General features: G+C 45.8%; 20 protein-coding genes and 1 pseudogene. 9 read left to right on the plus strand and 12 right to left on the minus strand.

From position 1 onward, the window contains the following. The first annotated feature begins 1 nt into the window (after position 1). Positions 2–1390 (plus strand): class II fumarate hydratase, encoded by a 1389-nt coding sequence (gene fumC / locus RUW00_RS12150; RefSeq protein WP_007410064.1) that lies wholly within the window; start codon positions 2–4, stop codon positions 1388–1390. Positions 1391–1426: 36 nt separating this feature from the next. Here the strand turns inward: fumC and RUW00_RS12155 are convergent, their stop codons facing one another. Beyond that, positions 1427–2302, minus strand: coding sequence for a TetR/AcrR family transcriptional regulator (locus RUW00_RS12155; RefSeq protein ID WP_014305782.1), 876 nt, complete (start codon positions 2300–2302; stop codon positions 1427–1429). A 178-nt stretch (positions 2303–2480) separates the two neighbouring features. Between RUW00_RS12155 and spxO the strand changes: the two genes are divergently transcribed. Further along, positions 2481–2645: an anti-adapter protein SpxO gene (gene spxO, locus RUW00_RS12160; protein WP_007410067.1), complete on the plus strand. Its 165-nt coding sequence runs from the start codon at positions 2481–2483 to the stop codon at positions 2643–2645. A 27-nt stretch (positions 2646–2672) separates the two neighbouring features. On the opposite strand, the gene cssS is transcribed toward spxO, so the two are convergent. Beyond that, positions 2673–4028, minus strand: a complete 1356-nt coding sequence (cssS, locus tag RUW00_RS12165) for a two-component system sensor histidine kinase CssS (RefSeq protein WP_024085775.1) — start codon at positions 4026–4028, stop codon at positions 2673–2675. Next, the gene (gene cssR / locus RUW00_RS12170; protein WP_003151813.1) at positions 4025–4702 is read right to left on the minus strand and encodes a two-component system response regulator CssR; all 678 of its coding nucleotides are present in this window, start codon (positions 4700–4702) and stop codon (positions 4025–4027) included. The genes cssS and cssR overlap by 4 nt, the downstream gene beginning before the upstream one ends. Before the next feature lie 277 nt (positions 4703–4979). Between cssR and RUW00_RS12175 the strand changes: the two genes are divergently transcribed. Further along, on the plus strand, positions 4980–6341 hold the full coding sequence (locus tag RUW00_RS12175) for a S1C family serine protease (protein ID WP_032863908.1): 1362 nt from the start codon (positions 4980–4982) through the stop codon (positions 6339–6341). Between the two features lie 46 nt (positions 6342–6387). Here the strand turns inward: RUW00_RS12175 and RUW00_RS12180 are convergent, their stop codons facing one another. Next, positions 6388–6852: a Dps family protein gene (locus tag RUW00_RS12180; protein WP_007410071.1), complete on the minus strand. Its 465-nt coding sequence runs from the start codon at positions 6850–6852 to the stop codon at positions 6388–6390. Positions 6853–6941: 89 nt separating this feature from the next. Next, a complete protein-coding gene (locus tag RUW00_RS12185) occupies positions 6942–7784 on the minus strand; it encodes an oxidoreductase (protein WP_280144614.1) in 843 nt (280 codons plus the stop codon). Between the two features lie 131 nt (positions 7785–7915). Between RUW00_RS12185 and RUW00_RS12190 the strand changes: the two genes are divergently transcribed. The 4 genes and pseudogenes from RUW00_RS12190 to RUW00_RS12205 all read left to right on the plus strand — a co-directional run bounded on the left by RUW00_RS12190 (position 7916) and on the right by RUW00_RS12205 (position 11503). Then, positions 7916–9697, plus strand: a complete 1782-nt coding sequence (locus RUW00_RS12190; RefSeq protein ID WP_280144613.1) for a M3 family oligoendopeptidase — start codon at positions 7916–7918, stop codon at positions 9695–9697. Between the two features lie 118 nt (positions 9698–9815). After that, positions 9816–10253 carry a YusW family protein gene (locus RUW00_RS12195; RefSeq protein ID WP_280144612.1) on the plus strand — a complete coding sequence of 146 codons (438 nt, stop codon included), beginning with the start codon at positions 9816–9818 and terminating at the stop codon, positions 10251–10253. A gap of 155 nt (positions 10254–10408) precedes the next feature. Continuing rightward, a complete protein-coding gene (locus tag RUW00_RS12200) occupies positions 10409–11233 on the plus strand; it encodes an ABC transporter ATP-binding protein (RefSeq protein WP_280144611.1) in 825 nt (274 codons plus the stop codon). Positions 11234–11235: 2 nt separating this feature from the next. Beyond that, positions 11236–11503, plus strand: a pseudogene (locus RUW00_RS12205) (YusU family protein). Between the two features lie 189 nt (positions 11504–11692). Here the strand turns inward: RUW00_RS12205 and RUW00_RS12210 are convergent. Continuing rightward, the gene (locus RUW00_RS12210; protein WP_280144610.1) at positions 11693–12733 is read right to left on the minus strand and encodes a ketopantoate reductase family protein; all 1041 of its coding nucleotides are present in this window, start codon (positions 12731–12733) and stop codon (positions 11693–11695) included. A gap of 13 nt (positions 12734–12746) precedes the next feature. Then, the gene (locus RUW00_RS12215; RefSeq protein ID WP_014418833.1) at positions 12747–13493 is read right to left on the minus strand and encodes an acetoacetate decarboxylase; all 747 of its coding nucleotides are present in this window, start codon (positions 13491–13493) and stop codon (positions 12747–12749) included. Positions 13494–13614: 121 nt separating this feature from the next. On the opposite strand from RUW00_RS12215, the gene RUW00_RS12220 reads away from it, so the two are divergent. After that, complete coding sequence (locus tag RUW00_RS12220; RefSeq protein WP_163094188.1) at positions 13615–14502, plus strand: LysR family transcriptional regulator; 888 nt, start codon at positions 13615–13617, stop codon at positions 14500–14502. Between the two features lie 112 nt (positions 14503–14614). Here RUW00_RS12220 and RUW00_RS12225 read toward each other — a convergent pair whose 3' ends face one another. From RUW00_RS12225 to RUW00_RS12240, 4 genes are all read right to left on the minus strand, one after another. After that, entirely contained in the window at positions 14615–16210 is a 1596-nt protein-coding gene (locus tag RUW00_RS12225; RefSeq protein ID WP_007410079.1) for an MDR family MFS transporter, read from the minus strand. 20 nt (positions 16211–16230) lie between these two features. Then, positions 16231–16692 carry a MarR family winged helix-turn-helix transcriptional regulator gene (locus RUW00_RS12230; protein WP_003151828.1) on the minus strand — a complete coding sequence of 154 codons (462 nt, stop codon included), beginning with the start codon at positions 16690–16692 and terminating at the stop codon, positions 16231–16233. A 138-nt stretch (positions 16693–16830) separates the two neighbouring features. Then, positions 16831–17163 (minus strand): spore coat protein, encoded by a 333-nt coding sequence (locus RUW00_RS12235; RefSeq protein ID WP_003151830.1) that lies wholly within the window; start codon positions 17161–17163, stop codon positions 16831–16833. A gap of 11 nt (positions 17164–17174) precedes the next feature. Continuing rightward, entirely contained in the window at positions 17175–17432 is a 258-nt protein-coding gene (locus RUW00_RS12240) for a hypothetical protein (RefSeq protein ID WP_061862549.1), read from the minus strand. Between the two features lie 89 nt (positions 17433–17521). On the opposite strand from RUW00_RS12240, the gene RUW00_RS12245 reads away from it, so the two are divergent. Beyond that, a complete protein-coding gene (locus RUW00_RS12245; protein ID WP_144664277.1) occupies positions 17522–18430 on the plus strand; it encodes a proline dehydrogenase family protein in 909 nt (302 codons plus the stop codon). A gap of 29 nt (positions 18431–18459) precedes the next feature. Here RUW00_RS12245 and RUW00_RS12250 read toward each other — a convergent pair whose 3' ends face one another. Beyond that, positions 18460–18600 (minus strand): YuzL family protein, encoded by a 141-nt coding sequence (locus RUW00_RS12250; protein ID WP_003151836.1) that lies wholly within the window; start codon positions 18598–18600, stop codon positions 18460–18462. Between the last annotated feature and the right edge of the window lie 109 nt (positions 18601–18709).

Raw genomic sequence — 18709 nt, forward strand, 5'->3', positions numbered from 1 at the left:
AATGGACTACAGAATTGAAAAAGACACCATGGGAGAAGTTAAAGTTCCGGCAGATAAATTTTGGGGCGCTCAGACACAGCGCAGCAAAGAGAACTTCAAAATCGGTTCAGAGAAAATGCCTCAGCGTGTTGTGAAGGCGTTTGCAATATTGAAAAGAAGCACAGCGATCGCCAACGAACGCCTCGGCAACTTAGAGTCTGAAAAAGCACAGGCGATTGCCGCTGTATGTGACGATGTTTTAAACGGCAAATACGACGATAACTTTCCGCTCGTTGTCTGGCAGACGGGAAGCGGCACGCAAAGCAACATGAACATGAATGAAGTGGTGGCCAACCGCGCGACTGCTTTATTGAAAGAAAAAAATTCCGAGCTGAAGATTCATCCGAATGATGACGTTAACCGCAGCCAAAGCTCAAACGATACATTCCCGACGGCGATGCACGTTGCGGCGGTTCTTGCCGTATATGAGCAGCTCGTTCCGGCGCTTGATCAGCTGCGCGCGACGCTTGATGAAAAAGCGAAAGCTTATCAGGATATTGTGAAAATCGGACGCACGCATTTGCAGGACGCCACTCCGCTGACGCTCGGACAGGAAATCAGCGGCTGGGTATACATGCTTGACCGTTCGAAAGAAATGATTCTTGAGTCAACGGAAAAAATCCGCGCGCTTGCCATCGGAGGCACGGCAGTCGGCACGGGAATCAACGCCCATCCGCAGTTCGGTGAATTCGTCGCGGAAGAAATCACAAAAGTAACGGGGCAGACATTCAAGAGTTCGCCTAACAAATTCCATGCGCTCACAAGCCATGATGAAATCACTCACGTTCACGGCGCGTTAAAAGCATTGGCTGCCGACCTGATGAAGATTGCCAACGATGTCAGATGGTTGGCCAGCGGCCCGCGCTGCGGAATCGGCGAAATCGTCATTCCTGAAAATGAGCCGGGAAGCTCTATCATGCCGGGCAAAGTCAACCCGACGCAAAGTGAGGCGCTGACAATGATCGCCGCGCAAGTGATGGGAAATGACGCGACAATCGGATTTGCGGCCAGCCAAGGAAACTTCGAGCTGAATGTCTTCAAACCGGTTATTATTTATAACTTCCTCCAGACCGTGCAGCTGCTCAGTGACGGAATGAATTCCTTCCATGACAAATGCGCTGTCGGTATTGAGCCGAACCAAGAGACGATTCAGGAAAATCTCTCTAACTCATTAATGCTTGTTACGGCGCTTAACCCGCACATCGGTTATGAAAACGCCGCGAAAATCGCCAAGCTTGCCCACAAAGAAGGCCTGACGCTGAAAGAAGCGGCATTACAGCTGAACCTTCTGACAGAAGAACAATTTAATGAAATGGTGCGTCCGGAAGATATGGTGCACCCGAAAGCATAAAAAGAAAGAACGGCTGCAGTCATTGCGGCCGTTCTTCTAAATAAACTGCTGTTTCAGTAAAAATCTGAGCTGTTCTGCATCTTCAGCCAGCAGGTCGGATTCCTTCAAATTCAAAATCATTCCTTTGATGATTGCCGGTTTCGGCGACTTTTTCTTCATTTCCGCTTCCAGAATATCCAAGCTCTCGGTGAATTCAGATGCTTGCGCCTTGTCCATCGTGCCGATGCGCGTGCGGAGGGTCTGCAAGATCGATTGGCTTAAAGGATCGGGCTGCCCGTTATGAAGGGGCCCAAACAGTGAGCTTGCCTCATCAAGAGAAATAAACGCTTCATCATGTCTGTCCGCCATTCCGTTTACGATGTCATCAATTCTGTGAATCACGGTATTTGCCAAAAGCGAAGGCTGTACGGACCGGCCGGTCAGAATGAGATATTCAAGATACATCTGACTGATTCCTTCTATTAAAAAACAAAGCTCGGCTGTGTATGGTTCAGCTTTTTCTCCGTAAATAGCAAGAAGACTGTCGATATGAAACTGCAGGATCGACCGGCGGATTCTCTTTCCGCACTGCGCCGCTTCTTCGGTATAAGGAAGTGAACCGTCTTTCATCTGCATGGTAATAAAATCCTGATGGGCGAGAATCGATTCGTAAAACACCGCAAGCTGTTTTTGATAAGCGGCTCTCGGGCTGTCACCCTCCGTTTGGATCGTCGTGATTCGGGTAAACGTTTTATCATAGTAGTAATTCAGCATGGATAGAAGCAGTGCTTCTTTGGAAGGAAAGTATAGATAAAAAGCGCCTTTTGAGATTTTGCATTCATCGGCGATTTCCTGAACCGATGTAGATTTGTACCCTTTTCGGGCAAACAGTTTAATTGCTGCTTCAATGATCAGCTTTTCTTTTTCCTTCAATGGTTCCACCCTTTCGGAGCCAGGAGGCTGGCTTGTGCTTCTTATGTATGACTATATGGTCATATTGATATTCCGTAAATTTAACCTGATTGTAACTTGTTTTTTTGTTTTGTTTTATTTATATTATAAAGTGAGCTGACCGAATGGTCAAAGTTCTGGCGAAAGGGTGAATCTGAAAATGAAAGAATTAGATGAAATGATCAGCCGCTTGCGAAACAGAGGAATTAAAGTCGAAAAGGTGAAATATCCGAAAAAGACAATTTGTGAAAAGAAATGGGTTCATCAATGCCAAAAACCGCTGAAAACAAACTACAGAGATTTTAACGGCTACTCCTTCACATAAAAAAAGACTGCAATGAAACATTACAGTCTACTTTGGTACGATAATTCGGTAGATTACACCCGATTGGCCATTTTCAATTGAAATTGATGCTTTATGCAGGGTTAAAATCCGTTTTACGATGCTGAGTCCTATGCCGAACTCGCCTTTCTTCCCTTTATTAAAAGGCTCGTACAAGCTGGATAGCATCTCATCCTCAATCGGAGGCCCGTCATTTTTAACCGTCATGACAATCTGCTGCTGATTTTGGCTGATCCGAATGTGAATCGCCGTTTCTGCATAGCGGATTTGATTTTCGAGAATGTTTTCAAGAAGTTTGCTCCATTGTTCCGGATCACCGGGCATCATTAATGCATCTTCTGTATCAACGGTCCACGATAATTCCTTCCGGGCCCATTTGAGCCGTTCAATGACTTCTTCCGTGACCTTCACAATGTCAAATGTCTCATGGTGCACCCGCTGCTTCATTAAATAATCAAGCTTCGTTAAATATAATAAATCCTTAATTTTCTTCTCAAGTTTTTCTGCTTCGCCTTCAATGACATCAATTGTGGTTTCCAGATCCCCCTTAGGAAAAATCCCGTCCTTTATTGATTGAGTATAGCCCCTTATCACCATAACAGGCGTTTTTAAATCATGAGAGATATTTTGCAGGAGTGTTCTTTCCGTTTCATCCTTTTGCACCAGCTTGCTCCGCATGTCTTCAATGGTATGGCCTAATTTTCCGATTTCGTCTTTCCTGTCGACGATGACCGGATCATCCCAATCCTGTTTTGAAATCCGTTTGACATGCTTCTCTAAGGAAACGAGCGGGCGCGAGAGATATTTGGCAAGCCAAATCGCCGGAATCCAGCTTAACAAAATCACGCCGGCAATGATAAAGAGCAGCTGCTTGAACAGGGTGAATGCCAGATCATCACGATAAGAATCAAGGGCGTAAGACAGCATCATCGCATCCTGGCCGTTAATGGTGAGGCCTTTTTTAATGACGAAAAATACTTTTTCACCGCTGATGTCCGCGCTGTATCGTTTCGTGACGCTGTGCTGGCGGCCCGCGAGCTTGTACACTTTATGGATAAAGGAAGAAGAAAAGTAGTTCAAGTCTTTGTCACTGGCCGATTCCTCCCGTTCAGGCAAAAGAACGTGCTGAACGGATCGGAAAGTCGTCGGAGCGGTCGCATCTTCGCTGTAATATCCCCGCTCGATCGATCCGGGCAGCCGGTACTCCGTCAGTACATGCTGTTCATTTTCAATGGTCGTATACGTTTCATCCGTGAAAAAGTTACGCAGCGTATTTGAGAACAGCACGAGAAGCAGAATCGAAATGGCTAAGAGGATGCCTGAGATGACCACCCATATTTGAAAAGCAAGCGGCTTATTTTTCATGACGTCATCATCCTGTAGCCGAATCCGTAAATGGTCTCAACCTTTAACTCCGGCATTTTTTTCCGCAGCCTCCGCACAAGATCATCGACCACCCGGTCAGTGCCGAAATAATCATGGCCCCATATTTTCAGCAGAATATCTTCCCTGGAAAAGGGGTGTCCTTTATGGTGAAGAAATAAAAGCAGCAGATCAAATTCCTTAGACGTCAAATTGACCAGGCTGCCGGTTTCATCATAAACCTCTCGGGCATCTTCGATCACATTGTAGGAAGAAACGGTGATGCCGGTTTTCTTTGCGGCGGGCTGTTCTTTATACACGAGCTCCAGCAGCTTCTGAACCCGTATAATGAGCTCTCTCGGCAAAAAAGGCTTGGCGATATAATCATTGCTTCCAAGCTCTAACCCGAGGACTCTGTCAATATCGGCATCCCGCGCGGAAATGAAAATGACGGGCACATCGGGATCTTTTTCTTTTATTTCTTTTATCAATGTATAGCCGTCCGTATCCGGAAGCATGATGTCGAGAATCCACAAGTGGGGAGACGGCTGCATCTGCTTTCTGGCATCTTCGCCTTTTGTGAAAGATGTAATGTTCCAGCCTTCATTCTCTAAATATTTTGTGAGCAGTTCATTCAGGTTATCCTCATCTTCAACTAGATAAATGGTGTATGACAAGGCATTTCACATCCTTTCAACGTCATTATACTAGTTTTAACACACTCAAGCCGCATTTTCATAATTTCACATATTCTTTTCATTTTTATCCCACAATGTTTGTTTATGATGTGTATAAGGGAAGAAAGGAAGAAAAAAAGCGGGGAAGATAACATGTTCAAACACATTTTGTTTTGGAGCTTTGCTTTTCTCCTTATTATTGGGACAATAGAACTTGTACATGCGATGAATATGTAATCGATAGAATGAAAACATGCTAAAAGGAGTGTGCGTGAATATGAATGATCATCGAGATGACGGCAGAAGCCGCGATCAGTCAGATCTTTCACATACGGAACAAAACAGAAATGAACAGCAGCGGATCAGCCATCAGGAGCCGGAGCTGCTCGAAGGGCCCGTCTCGAAAGAAGCGGAAAACGAGACGGCCGCCGGCGCGGAATTTGAAAAAACGGCTGCCGTGAAAAAAGAAAAAAAACGGAGAGCCGCTTGGCTGAGCCCGATTTTAGGCGGTATTATCGGCGGAGGCCTCGTGCTTGGCATTGTGCCGAACCTGCCGAGTGAGCAGCATAAGACAGAAGCCGTTTCTGATACGAAACAAGTTCAGTCTTCGAATTTTACGTCAACGCCTTTGAAAAATACATCAAGCGTAGCGGATATGGTAGAAGATTTGGAGCCTGCGATTGTGGGAGTGTCCAACTACCAAGCTTCGCAAAGCAGCCAGTTCGGACTTGACGGCGGTTCAAGCTCTGAAACGGAGAGCGGCACGGGGTCAGGCGTCATCTTCAAAAAAGACGGCGAAAAAGCGTACATCATTACAAACAATCATGTCGTAGAAGGTGCGAACAAACTGTCGGTCACTCTTTACAATGGGAAAACCGAAACGGCAAAGCTTGTCGGAAAGGATGCTATCAGTGACTTGGCTGTATTGGAAATCAGCTCGTCCAATGTCAAAAAAGCGGCCAGCTTCGGGGATTCCTCCAAGCTCCGCATTGCCGATAAAGTAATTGCCATCGGCAACCCGCTCGGCCAGCAGTTTTCCGGCACCGTCACACAAGGTGTCATCAGCGGGCTGAACAGAACGGTAGACGCCGATACATCTCAAGGCACGGTGGAAATGAACGTGATTCAGACGGATGCGGCGATTAACCCCGGAAACAGCGGCGGCCCGTTAATCAACTCAAGCGGCCAGGTTATCGGGATCAACAGCATGAAAGTCAGTGAAAGCGGCGTGGAGTCACTCGGCTTTGCCATTCCGAGCAATGATGTAGAACCGATAGTCGACCAGCTGCTTGCAAAAGGAAAAGTCGAGCGCCCGTTTTTAGGTGTGCAGATGATTGATATGTCGCAAGTGCCGGAAACCTATCAGGAAAACACGCTCGGACTGTTCGGCGACCAGCTGTCTAAGGGTGTTTACGTAAAAGAAGTGCAATCCGGCTCACCGGCTGCGAAAGCGGGCATCAAATCAAATGACGTCATTGTACAATTGAACGGCAAAGATGTCGGCAGCAGCGCCGATATCAGACAGATCTTATATAACCAGCTGAAAATCGGCGATAAGACGACTGTTCAAGTTCTCAGAAGCGGAAGCAAAAAGACGCTGAACGTCACATTAACGAAACAAACCGAAAGCGCAAGCTGAACGCATAAAAAAAGCTGAACCTTCAACTGAGGTTCAGCTTTTTTCGTCATTCTCCCAAGTAGGCTGACAGCATCCACACGTGCTTGTCCGCTTCTTCAACTAATCCGACAAACAGGTCGGCAGTTGACGGGTCATTTTGTTCCTCGGCGATGCCGATGACAAATTTTGATTCGCGGCTGATTTGTTTATAGTCTTGAACCAGTGATTCCACCATTTCAGAAGCCGTTTTTTCCTGGCCTTCATCCGTAATGGAAGCTTGTTCAAGATAAGTGTGTAAAGTCGCCGCAGGCTGTCCGCCAATGGCCAGAAGACGCTCTGCGATGGCATCCGCCGTTTCCGCCGCTTCGTTATACAGTTCTTCAAATTTTTCATGAAGCGTAAAGAAATGAGGGCCTTTTACATACCAATGGAAGCGGTGCAGTTTAGAGTAAAGGATAAACCAGTTTGATAATTGTGTGTTCATTGATTTCTCAACAAGAGTTTCAGTTTTTTTCGCGTTTTGTGTATTCATATTCATCGTCCTCCCTGTGATCTGTTAATTTAATTATACCACATATCAAATAAAAATCAATACTAAATTATAATAATTATAATTTAGGTTTAAGTGAACAGCTTTTTCTTCACAACAGATTCCCAGGCGGACCACGAGAAGAGTGAGCGGAAAGCCAATGCCAGCTTAACGCCCCTGCCGATCGGATACCGCAGTTTCTTCAGCCGTTTCCTTTGTGCCAATTGATAAATCAGCTCCGCTACGTCATCAGGATCGCCGCTTTTGGATGCGTTGGCTTTGAAGTAAGCTTCGATTTGCTGATAATAGCGGTAATAGGGCGAATCTTTGGCGGGTGCCGTAAGATGATTGGAGAGAGACGTCTCCCAAATAGACGTTTTATAGGAGCCCGGTTCTATTAAAGCTGCATCAATTCCTAAAGGCAGCAGTTCGAGGCGCAGACACTCTGTAAATCCTTCAACCGCGAATTTGGAAGAAGTGTACGGAGAAAGAGCCGGAGAGGCGGTCAGTCCGCTGATGCTGCTGATGTTAATGATTTTCGCTCCGCCGTGTTTTCTCATATACGGGAGCACGGTTTTTGTGACGTGAATCAGACCGAATACATTCGTTTCATACTGCTGTCTGTAATGTTCCATCAGCACATCGTCAATAAACCCCCCGTACGCAGAGCCGGCGTTATTGACGAGCAGGTCAATCGGTCCGAAACCGCTGATGGTGTTCCCGAAGTCAGACACCGACTGCTCATTTGTCACATCTAAAGAAACGACCGTAACATGTTCGGATGCACCCGCTTGAGCGGCGGCCTCTTTCAGTATTTCAGCTTTCTCCGGCTGTCTGGCTGTTGCGATGACGTGATAAGACCGGGCGAGCTTCAGCGCTGTCAGCAGCCCGAATCCGCTCGTCGCGCCAGTTACAATGGCAATTTTTCTGTTCATCTTATAATCCTCCCCGTTTGTTCTTATCTCTAGTGTATAACATCTCGCTGAAAGAAGGAGAAATCGTTCGGAAATATGTCAGAATTGTTTTATAATGGAGTCAGCTTCGGATAGAAAGGGGTAAAGAAAAGATGGCATTAAAGGGATTGAAGGAAACATGGGATTTAAACTCCATTTTTGAGGGCGGGAGCCGGTCGGAAGAGTTTCAGCAATACATACAAGAGCTCAAAAAGCATCTAAGCGCTTTTCAACATGCGGTTGAAGCGTTTACAGTTCCGGCGCATGCGGATGAAAGCCGGGAGCTGATAAATCTGATTGATAGGTTTGAACGGTCAGCGATCATGATCAGGCAGGCGGGAGCGTTCGTCGGCTGTCTTCAGGCTCAGAACACTCATGATCAGAAAGCGAATGAATGGAGGGCGCGGATTAATCAGCTGAGCAGTGATTTTAAATCCGCTCTGGTCACCCTTGACGATACACTTGCCCGGATTGACGAGCGGGTTTGGGAGGAGCTGCTGCAAAAACCGGAACTTCAGGATCTCACATATGTTTTAAATGAGAGAAGAGACCGTGTCAAAGAGAAGCTCAGCGCTTCAGAAGAAAGGCTGATTGAAGGCCTGGCCGTTGACGGCTATCACGCATGGGGCGACCTGTATAATGCGGCTGTCGGCAGAATGAAGATTCCGTTTGAGGATAAAGAGCTGTCGGTCGGCCAAGCGGAAAATATGATGGCGCATCCGGATCGCCGCATCAGACATCAAGTGTTCAAAGAGCTTAATGAAGCGTGGAAAGGAGAAGAGGAGCTTTTCGGCAGCACGCTGAACCATCTGGCCGGCTTCCGCACGGAAATCTATAAAGCGCGGGGCTGGAAAAGCGCTTTGGAAGAGCCGCTTGCGATCAACCGGATGAAAAAAGAAACGCTGGATGTCATGTGGCAGGTCATTACCGATCATAAAAAGCCTTTTGCCGAATACCTGAATCGAAAGGCGTCTCTTTTAGGGCTTGAGCGGCTGAACTGGTATGATGTGGACGCGCCGATCGGCGAGGCTCCGAAAGAATACACATTTGATGAAGCGGCCAATCTGATCGTCAGCCAATTTTCGACGTTTGGCAAAAAGCTGTCCGCATTTACGGAAAAAGCGTTCCGCGATCGGTGGATAGAAGCGGAAGACCGCAGCGGCAAACGGGTCGGCGGTTTCTGCACCAGCTTTCCCGACAGCGGGGAATCCCGGATTTTTATGACGTTTTCCGGAAGCGCTTCGAATGTATCGACGCTGGCGCATGAGCTCGGTCACGCGTTCCATCAGGAGGCCATGCTTCAAGTGCGGCAGCTGAACAGAGCCTACGCTATGAATGTCGCTGAAACAGCCTCGACCTTTGCGGAAATGATCGTCGCCGACGCCGCTTTGAAACAAGCGGAGACAAAGGATGAAAAGCTGTTCTTGCTTGAGGATAAAATTCAAAGAAGCGTAGCCATGTTTATGAATATTCATGCGAGATTTTTATTTGAAACGCGTTTTTATGAAGAGCGCAAGCAGGGCGTCGTTCCGGCTGAGAAACTGAATGAACTGATGGAAGCGGCGCAGAAAGAAGCATTTTGCGATTCATTAGGGGAATACCACCCTCATTTCTGGGCGTCGAAACTGCATTTTCATATTACGGGAGTGCCGTTTTACAACTTTCCGTATACGTTCGGTTATTTATTTTCGCTTGGAATATATGCAAGAGCTCTTCGGGAAAAAGCGGATTTTGAAGAAAAATATATCGCGCTTTTGTGTGACACGGCTTCGATGACCGTTGAGGATTTGGCGATGAAGCACCTTGGAGCGGATCTGACGGAACGGTCGTTTTGGGAAGACGCGGTCCGCCTTGCCGTACAGGATGTGCAGGAATTTTTAGAGCTGACTGAATGATAATCTGGAGATGAACCGGCCGGAGTGTTACCGCTCCGGTTCTTTTTTGTTCCATGAATGACAGCCGCCTCCCTTGGAAATACCTAAAAACGATCGGAATGGAATGGGAGTGAATCGCATGAAATGGTTCAGGACGGCGGGCGTTTTATGTCTTACGCTGATGCTGATTGCCGGCTGCCGATTGAATGAAGAAAAACGGGAAGCGGAACAAGACAGCACACCCGTGTCATCCGCGAAGCCGGTTCCTTACAGCAGCTTTGCTCTGCGCGTCAGCTACGGACCCGGAGAGCATAACCGCTATGAAGGTTTGTATGAGAGAAAAAGCGGTCATGAAAAGGCGGACATCCGGGACAAGCTCTCAGGGGTTCACAGAGAGGGCGAGGAAGCGCTTGATGAAATGAAGATGATCCTCGGAGAACTTGCCGTAAACAGCCGGATGCAGGAAAGCGAGGTCGTCCGGCAGGTGCTCTCGGCTTTTAATTTGGACAGCCGCTATGACCATTTTTATCTGAAACTGAAAAAGAACGACGGAGAAATGACAGAAATAAAAAAATAACCGCCGTCCGCTGCTTTTTTGCCCAAAACTAATTGATAATGATATTCAGAGTCATTAATTTCTGTTACAATATAATCATGATCTCACGTTGAATGTTTAGGCAATTTGTTTATATACATAGTGTTGGGAAACTCAAAAAAGGAGCGGTTAGCGGTATGAGTGCAATTTCTACAGAGACGCTGAGCTTAGGGTACGGAGAAACTGTTATCATTGACGAATTGGATGTCGCGATTCCAAAAGGCGAAATAACTGTATTGATCGGAAGCAACGGCTGCGGAAAATCGACGCTTTTACGTTCATTGGCCCGGCTTATGAAACCGAGGGGCGGTTCTGTGCTTTTAGAAGGAAAAGCCATCGCTAAGCTTCCGACGAAGGAAGTGGCAAGAGAGCTCGCTATTTTGCCGCAGAGTCCGTCAGCTCCCGAAGGCCTGACGGTGCATCAGCTTGTGAAGCAGGGAAGATACCCTTATCAAAGCTGGCTGAAGCAATGGTCCAAAGAGGACGAAGACGCAGTCGCAAAAGCGCTTAAAGCGACGAAGCTTGAGGAAATGGCCGACCGTCCTGTGGATTCCTTGTCAGGCGGACAGCGCCAGCGCGCATGGATTGCGATGACACTCGCTCAGGATACGGATATCATTCTGCTTGACGAGCCGACAACTTATCTCGACATGACGCATCAAATTGAAATTCTTGATTTGCTGTTTGAATTAAATGAAAAAGAAAAACGCACAATCGTCATGGTGCTGCACGACCTCAATCTGGCATGCCGTTATGCCCATTATCTGGTCGCCATTAAGGATAAACAGATTTACGCAGAGGGCCGTCCCGAAGAAGTCATCACTTGCGACCTTGTACAGCAGGTCTTTGCGATGAACTGCCAGGTAACGCAAGACCCGCTGTTCGGCACGCCGCTTTGCATTCCGCACGGACGCGGCAGATGTATCGTGCAGGAAGCGGCCCTCACCGCCCGATTGTCATAATCATGAAAAAGGGAAGGGAACGGTATGGAAGAGAAACTGCAGCAGCAGCTGGACGGCCTGCTTGAAAAATACACGGAACTATTGCTTGGCGAAACAAACCCGGATGTAAAGGAAGAAGTCAGGCAGTGGATTTTGTATACACATATCGCAAAAAGCATGCCTCCGCTCGTCAAACATTGGAATCAATCCTACCCGGACGCCAAAGAGGGCATCAAAGCTGCGATACAGCACATTAAACAGCTCAATGAAGCACACAGAAAAAAACAATAAAAAAGCTTTCGGCATCAAAGAGAGGTGCCGGAAGCTTTTTTTTTCTGAAAAGGAATCAATAAAGGCGCCGTTCAATTCATAGCGAAGAACTTTAATGTAACGCACCCGTTTGTTAACGTATATTTCTTCCGCTTGCTGAACCAAGAAAAAAGGACCGCCGCAGCAATCCCTTTCTCTCTTTCCTATATATCACATTTCCTTTCGGATACGTAATAACTCTTCAAATGCTTTTATATTTGTATCAAAATTGGGCACTGTTTGAGATTCCTCGGCACATTTGACTTGTGCTACAACCAAATCATGAAAAGGTGTTGAAATGCCAGTACCTTCTGCCATTTTGAGAATAACTCCATTAATATAATCAATTTCAGTTTTGCGTTTTTTCTCAAGATCCTGGAGCATACTTGCTCTTAGCAGCCTAGATGGTTCCATGGCTGACCTAAATGTTTGGATACGTTCAGGAATATCATTTTCACTTCTTAATTCCAAAGATTCTAAATCAAGGCCGCCCATTTTCGCAAATTTGACACCATTGGCGTGTCCAACCTTAATCGTCTCATCTGCGATATGGACTGCACTAACAATGCCGATTTCATGGTCAAGAATGTCTCCGTATTCTCCGTTTAATGCTGCCGATAAACCACTGAATGCATTATTGATAAGTAATTTTGACCACTTCGTTCCAACTAAATTATCGGAAATATGTGTTCCGCCGATAAGGTCTAAAACCGATTTAATACGCTGGATTCTTTCTGTTGTTTCACCATGTAATTCTCCAATTTGAAAAGCGTACTCTTTAAATTGAGTATACTCAGTTGTAAGTCTGGATACACCCGGTTCAATAAACGTAGCACCAAATTCAACAGAACCTGCAATAACACGTTCATCACCAACGATCGAAGCGACTTTCTGTTCAGGTATACCGTTTTGCAAGGAACATACTACACTGTCATCCTTTAAAAAAGGCAGTAACTCCTTAAGAATGGAGTCATTATATAATTGTTTCGTCAGAAGTAATATGAAATCATACTTGCCTGACTTGTTTTCAGGGGTAATGGCTTTCACCTTTGCTTGAAATTCCGTTGTACCAACTACTTTAGCACCTATTTGATTTAAAGTATCTACATGTTCTTTGTATGAATCAATCAATTCGACATCCATTCCGCCAGCAGACAGATATGCTCCAACAATGGTTCCTAAAGAACCTGCTCCTAAAACTGCAATTCTCATTGTAAACGTCTCCTTATTTTTCCTCTAAGTAGTTATAAACCGGCTGTGCTGCATTTAAGGTTAAATCCGTAATAATATGAGATGCTGAAACAACTTCTAGTACAGGCAAATCTGCAAGCGGTGCCAGAGCATGTTCAAATAATTGAAGCCGCGCCGGTCCAGTCCAGGCACCTTTAACTTCTATATTCGTTATTTGCGTTCGCACCAAATCACAAACCCTTAAATCACCATTGTAATCAGTAGCAATCTTCACCATAAAATTAGGTCGGCAAATTTCCCTTTTCGCTTTTTCCTTGTCCATTTCGAAATGTTTATATCCCATAGTCGCAGCTGCCACACGAAGACTGCCATAATCCAGTGTGCCAACAAGAGTATCAGAGTCTATATACAGCTTAGGGGCACCCAATTTCTTTGGATATGCAGTAAGTTCCCGTCCGCTTGCAATAGCCGGGAAATTGTCTACATACATAGAATGTACATAATCCCCTTCTTCACCATTAAAGCTGACAGGGATGACTTGTCCCGCCTCTGTATAGGCACCAAGTCCGGAAACATCGGGCATCCACATCACTTCGAATTTCACTAAAGGTTCAGTAATTTCAAGAGGTTCCGGCACTGCCGCACGTAAAGCTTTTTCATCCGTTCGGTAAATAATATTAAGATATTCCCGGTTAACAAATTTATAGGTTGGGATAGGATAAGCAGGAGCCGTTAGTGGCGTATTTAAATTTTTTGCTATATCTTTCACATCAATTTTCATTGAATGACACCCTTTCCTTTTCTTTAACTATGCTATTATCTTACATCCGCATTTACATTTAATCTAATACATAATAAGGTATATATATATTTATTGAAATAAATGAGAGGGGTGCAGACAGATGGAATTGCTGCAGCTAAAATACTTTCAGACAGTTGCCTATACTGAACATATTTCTAAAGCAGCAGAACAATTAAAGATTGCCCAGCCTTCTTTAAGTCTCACTATAAAAAGACTTGAGAATGAACTGGGAACAACCTTGTTTGAGAGAAAAGGCAGAAATATTAAGCTGAGTTCAGCAGGGAAAATTCTTTTAAAACATGTAAACAGGATTTTTACTGAGATTGAAAATGCACAAACGGAAATTCAATTGGAGGAACATCAAATGTCTGACACCATCAGAATATCTATTTCCAATCCAAGATTCCTTGCAGGACTGATGAGTGAATATATCAACCGCTCCCCTCAATCAAAAATTCTCCAAGCAATCGGAGTTAAAAGCGAGATCATAACAAGTTTAAAAAAAGGGGACATTGATTTAGGAATAACAGGTCATCCGATTCAAGATGAAGAGATAGAGAGTTGTGTGCTGGTAAATGAAGATATTGTTCTGGCTTTGCCCTCAAACCACCGATTTACGGGTAAAACAGAAATTTCTTTACGTCTTGCCGCCGATGAACCATTTATTACCCTTGCTAATAATGAAGAGTACAGCGGTTTTACAGCCTCGCTTTGTGAGAAAGCCGGTTTCACCCCAAATATTGCATTTGAGGCGGATTCTCATTTACTGGTCGAGATTATAAAGCTGGATCAAGGTGTGGCGTTGCTTCCTATTTCAGTTTGCAGAACATTGGGGCTGAATTTTATAAAAGTGACTGATCACTCTGCTTCATATCCAGTCGGCTTATCTTGGTTAAGACATAAGCTGTTATCTTCTTCGGTAAGAAATTTTCGTGACTTTATTATGTCGTACTATAAAGATAACTATGAAATGTTTAAGGTTTATTAAAGGGTTTCATCATTATTTTTTTGAATTTTTCCCCCAATTCCAATGAGGCGGAAGACTGGCCATTCCCAGATGATATAAAAAAATCCCGCGGCATCCGCGGGATTTTTCTTTGTTAAACGGCTTTCGCCTTTTCTTCTTGTTTGCCTGTCTTTTTGTTTGTCAGTTTAATTGATTTAACAAACAGCGTGAGGATCAATCCGGCAGCGATAAAGGCCAGGCCTGTGAAAAACACGCTGTGAAGCGAATCCATCAGTGACGTTTTCAAAACCGGCACGATATGGGAAGAAAATGCGGCCGGGATTTGCTTAATCGATTCCTGGCTGAACAAGGATTGAAGCAGCCCTTCAGGATTCTTGTCAATCATACCTTTAAACTGGGCGGCAAAGGCACTTGCCTGTTTCGGGAGTGAGTCTAAGTAAGGCACCAGTCTGTCGGTTAAAAGGCTTCCTGATCTGGCATTCATGACAGCGCCGAGCACCGTAATGCCGAACGTTCCCCCGATCATCCGGAAAAATTGGCTTGAAGAGGTCACAACACCCAGCTCTTCTTTTGAAAACGTTTCTTGCAGAGCGAGTGTGAGAAGCGGCATGACGAGCCCCATTCCCAGACCGATCACGGCCATATAGCACGTCGCCGCGAGCTTGCTTGTATCCAGCTGCAATGTCGTTAATAAGAAGAAGCCGACGGCCATGATCAGCATGCCGATCATGATTTGCGGTTTAATACCGATCTTATAAACCAACTGGCCTCCGATAATACTTGTGATAATCATAGATACCATCATCGGCGTCATAATCGTGCCGGACGCGGTGGCGCTGACTCCGATAATTCCCTGCATAAAGAAAGGAACGAACGTAACGGCGCCGAACATGCCGATACTCATGAAAAAGCCGATCAGATTCAGTACGGTAAACGTTCTGTTTTTAAACAGGTACATCGGCAGAATCGGCTCTTTTGCTTTGATTTCAGCGAAAATGAAGCCGACAATCCCGGCAAGCGCAAGCGCAAAGAGACCGAGAATCTGCCAAGAGCCCCATGCGTAATCCTTTCCTCCGAAGCTGAGTGCGAGGAGAAGGCTGACGATTCCGACGATCATTGTGAAAATGCCGGCGATGTCAAAGTTAATCGGTCCAGTCTGTTTTCTGCCTTGAAGTCCTCTTGCGATAAAGATGACGGCTAAAATTCCGACAGGCAGGTTGATATAGAAAACCCATTTCCAATTTAATGAGTCAACAATCCAGCCCCCGATTTGCGGGCCGATCACGGAAGCAAGCCCGTAAATCGCCCCGAAAAGCCCTTGGAACTTGGCACGCTGTTTCCCTGTGAACAAATCCCCGATGACGATCATAGCCATCGGCATCATGACACCGCCGCCGATTCCCTGAAGTCCGCGGAAAATAATCAGTTCCGTCATGTTGCTGGCCATTCCGCACAGTGCGGAAGCTCCCATAAAAATCAGTAAACCTGACACATAGACGACGCGGCGCCCCAATAAATCTGCAAGTTTCCCCGCAATCGGAACGATCGTCGTCGAAGTTAAAAGATATGCCGTGGTCAGCCACGTCATCATGCTTAATCCCCCGAGGTCACCCACGATTTTAGGAATCGCCGTTCCTACGATGGTGCCGTCAAGGGCTGAGAAAAACATGGCGATGATTAAGCCGGTTATTAATAATGTGCGTTTTGGATCTTTCTTTTCAATGCTCATGTTTCGGCAGCTCCTCTATTCTATTCGTTTTCTTTTTGATCAGCCGCGTATTTCTCGGCGGCTTCCGCTACTTTGCGGATGATGTTCACGGACTGAATCAGTTCATCGTCAGTCAGAACGGATAGGTTTCGCGCCAGTATCGCTTTCCGTCCTTCCACAACATCTTCGAATTTTGTTTCGCCTTTTTTGGTGAGGCTGATGTCGATGACGCGTCTGTCCTGCTGGTTATGTTTGCGGACGATAAGTCCTTTTTGCTCGAGGCGGTCGGCCATCAGCGTCACTGCGCTCGGTTTTACCTCCATGCGTTCCGCAATTTCGGAAACTTTGCAGCTCCCGTGTTTTTTCAGGCTGGCTAAAACAAATAATTGGGCAGGCGTCACCTCGTGTTTTGCCATGCTTTCCACCATTTCAGGCTGTATGTTTTGCAGCAGCGTCTGAAGAGATTTCTGGATGTCAGACACATATTGATCCGCGTTTTTCATAACTCCTCCTCATCTTGTTCCTTGAGAAAATAATTAACATTAGTTAAATATAAATAAGGATTAATGATAAGTCAATCTTTTTGTGCAAAAATAAAAAAAGGATTGATGCTTGTCGAAAACATCAAATCCTTCTTCGTTTTACTGCTGGTAGGGAGACTGCTGCTGAATGGTCTGCCGGAACTTCTGATACGATTGCTGAAGCTTTTGGGTATCGGCTGCTTCAATGGAATACCAGCCATTTTGAAACATCACATCGTATAATCTTCTTTGCGCTTTTTGTGACTCATCGAAAATCGCCTGAATATCTTGATAAAGAGACTCGTGGCTGAACTCGTGCAGGGCTGTGCAATATGAAGCCGTGATGTATTTTTCCGTCGTCAGCAGCTCATTCACCAAGTCTCTGTCATTCATTTGCGCCGTATTGGGCACGGGCGTTTGCGGATTCGTGATTTTTTGATTTTGCTGTTCCATGTATTGTCCTCCTATTGCATATAGCCTGTTGTTGTCTGTCCGCCTTGATCAGGGTTCAAGCGGTCCAATATGTGCTGATAATGCTTCTGATGCATCCGGCCGATCTGATCAAGCTCTTGTTTTAACGTCTGATTCTGACAGTGTTCCGCCATAAAATGCGCTTTTTTCATGGCAAGCAGATTCCAGTTCAGCATGTCCTCAAGATACAAATGGTCTTTCGTTGAGATGACGGCAGGCGGCAAGTTTCCGTGCTGCTCTTGGTTGTTCATATAAACGCCTCCTTCAATTCTGTTCTTTTTAGCTTTCTCTGCGATCGGGATTTCATACACGAATAAAAGAAAAAGGAGGGAGTTCATCCTTGCTGCGGAGCATATGTTTATTTTTGTCGAAAAATAAAATGCTTACAAAATTCGCCCAGGCTTACGGAATCCGCTTCGGCGCGGGAAGGTTCGTTGCAGGGGAAACACTCACAGAAGCTGTGAAAACGGTAAAGCGGCTGAACCAAAAAGGGCTGTCGGCTTCGATTGATTATCTAGGTGAATATGCGGGTTCAGAGAAGGATGCGAAAAGGACGGCGGAAGAATGTAAAAAAGCAATCAGGGCGATTGCCGAGAATCAACTGGATTGTGAGCTGTCGCTGAAATTAACTTCCATCGGTCTGGATATTTCCGAGAAACTCGCGGAACAGCATGTCAGAGACATATTGACGGAGGCAAAAGAACGCGGTGTGCCTGTAACGATTGATATGGAGGACTATTCAAGATGCGGCCGTACACTTGAGCTGTATAAGCGGTGCAAGCCGGATTTTCCGATGCTCGGTACCGTCATTCAGGCTTATTTGTACCGGGCAGCTGAAGACATCAGCGGTCTGATGCCATACAAGCCGCGGCTCAGGCTTGTAAAAGGCGCTTATAAAGAATCGGCGGCCGTTGCATTCCCTGATAAAAAAGCAACCGATCTTCATTTTCAGCAGCTGATTAAGCTGCAGCTTTTGAGCGGCCATGAAACGGCGGTGGCGACTCATGATGATGACATCATTTCTTATACGAAAACACTCATCAGTGAACATCAAATTCCCCGGGAGCAGTTTGAATTCCAAATGCTGTACGGCATCAGAACGGAGCGCCAGAAGGAGCTTGCCGAAGAAGGATACAGGATGAGGGTGTATGTCCCGTACGGAACCGATTGGTACGGGTACCTGATGAGAAGAATTGCCGAGCGCCCGGCAAACGCGGCGTTTGTGCTGAAAGGGATCTTCAAAAAATAACGGCTGCTCCAAAAAGCAGCCGCAGCATGTTATTCCATGTTGTCTTTTTTATATTGCTGATTTTGGCTCGTCCGTTTGCCGCCGCCGTATTTTTGCTTCGGTCCCGCATTTCCTTTCATGCTGGCCGCGCTCACTGCGGCAGAAGACGGATCTTTTCTCCCTCGCACCATTCCCTTCACCTCCGGGTTTAAGTTTCCCGCCCGCGCCATGGAACATGCGGAAGCCGAAAAATTTAAAAAAATTCCATATTTGCTATTGAAGTCATCCTGAAAATCTTTT

The sequence above is a fragment of the Bacillus sp. IS1 genome (genome assembly GCF_032461585.1).
Taxonomy (GTDB): Bacteria; Bacillota; Bacilli; order Bacillales; family Bacillaceae; genus Bacillus; species Bacillus velezensis.

What these genes read in the sequence shown, in the direction of transcription:
- RUW00_RS12180 (WP_007410071.1), bottom strand. Translation starts at nt 6,852, where the DNA reads ATGAATACACAAAACGCGAAAAAAACTGAAACTCTTGTTGAGAAATCA.
- fumC (WP_007410064.1), top strand. Translation starts at nt 2, where the DNA reads ATGGACTACAGAATTGAAAAAGACACCATGGGAGAAGTTAAAGTTCCG.
- cssS (WP_024085775.1), bottom strand. Translation starts at nt 4,028, where the DNA reads ATGAAAAATAAGCCGCTTGCTTTTCAAATATGGGTGGTCATCTCAGGC.
- RUW00_RS12215 (WP_014418833.1), bottom strand. Translation starts at nt 13,493, where the DNA reads ATGAAAATTGATGTGAAAGATATAGCAAAAAATTTAAATACGCCACTA.
- RUW00_RS12220 (WP_163094188.1), top strand. Translation starts at nt 13,615, where the DNA reads ATGGAATTGCTGCAGCTAAAATACTTTCAGACAGTTGCCTATACTGAA.
- RUW00_RS12175 (WP_032863908.1), top strand. Translation starts at nt 4,980, where the DNA reads ATGAATGATCATCGAGATGACGGCAGAAGCCGCGATCAGTCAGATCTT.
- RUW00_RS12230 (WP_003151828.1), bottom strand. Translation starts at nt 16,692, where the DNA reads ATGAAAAACGCGGATCAATATGTGTCTGACATCCAGAAATCTCTTCAG.
- RUW00_RS12185 (WP_280144614.1), bottom strand. Translation starts at nt 7,784, where the DNA reads ATGAACAGAAAAATTGCCATTGTAACTGGCGCGACGAGCGGATTCGGG.
- RUW00_RS12235 (WP_003151830.1), bottom strand. Translation starts at nt 17,163, where the DNA reads ATGGAACAGCAAAATCAAAAAATCACGAATCCGCAAACGCCCGTGCCC.
- spxO (WP_007410067.1), top strand. Translation starts at nt 2,481, where the DNA reads ATGAAAGAATTAGATGAAATGATCAGCCGCTTGCGAAACAGAGGAATT.
- RUW00_RS12190 (WP_280144613.1), top strand. Translation starts at nt 7,916, where the DNA reads ATGGCATTAAAGGGATTGAAGGAAACATGGGATTTAAACTCCATTTTT.
- RUW00_RS12240 (WP_061862549.1), bottom strand. Translation starts at nt 17,432, where the DNA reads ATGAACAACCAAGAGCAGCACGGAAACTTGCCGCCTGCCGTCATCTCA.
- RUW00_RS12200 (WP_280144611.1), top strand. Translation starts at nt 10,409, where the DNA reads ATGAGTGCAATTTCTACAGAGACGCTGAGCTTAGGGTACGGAGAAACT.
- RUW00_RS12250 (WP_003151836.1), bottom strand. Translation starts at nt 18,600, where the DNA reads ATGGTGCGAGGGAGAAAAGATCCGTCTTCTGCCGCAGTGAGCGCGGCC.
- RUW00_RS12210 (WP_280144610.1), bottom strand. Translation starts at nt 12,733, where the DNA reads ATGAGAATTGCAGTTTTAGGAGCAGGTTCTTTAGGAACCATTGTTGGA.
- RUW00_RS12225 (WP_007410079.1), bottom strand. Translation starts at nt 16,210, where the DNA reads ATGAGCATTGAAAAGAAAGATCCAAAACGCACATTATTAATAACCGGC.
- RUW00_RS12195 (WP_280144612.1), top strand. Translation starts at nt 9,816, where the DNA reads ATGAAATGGTTCAGGACGGCGGGCGTTTTATGTCTTACGCTGATGCTG.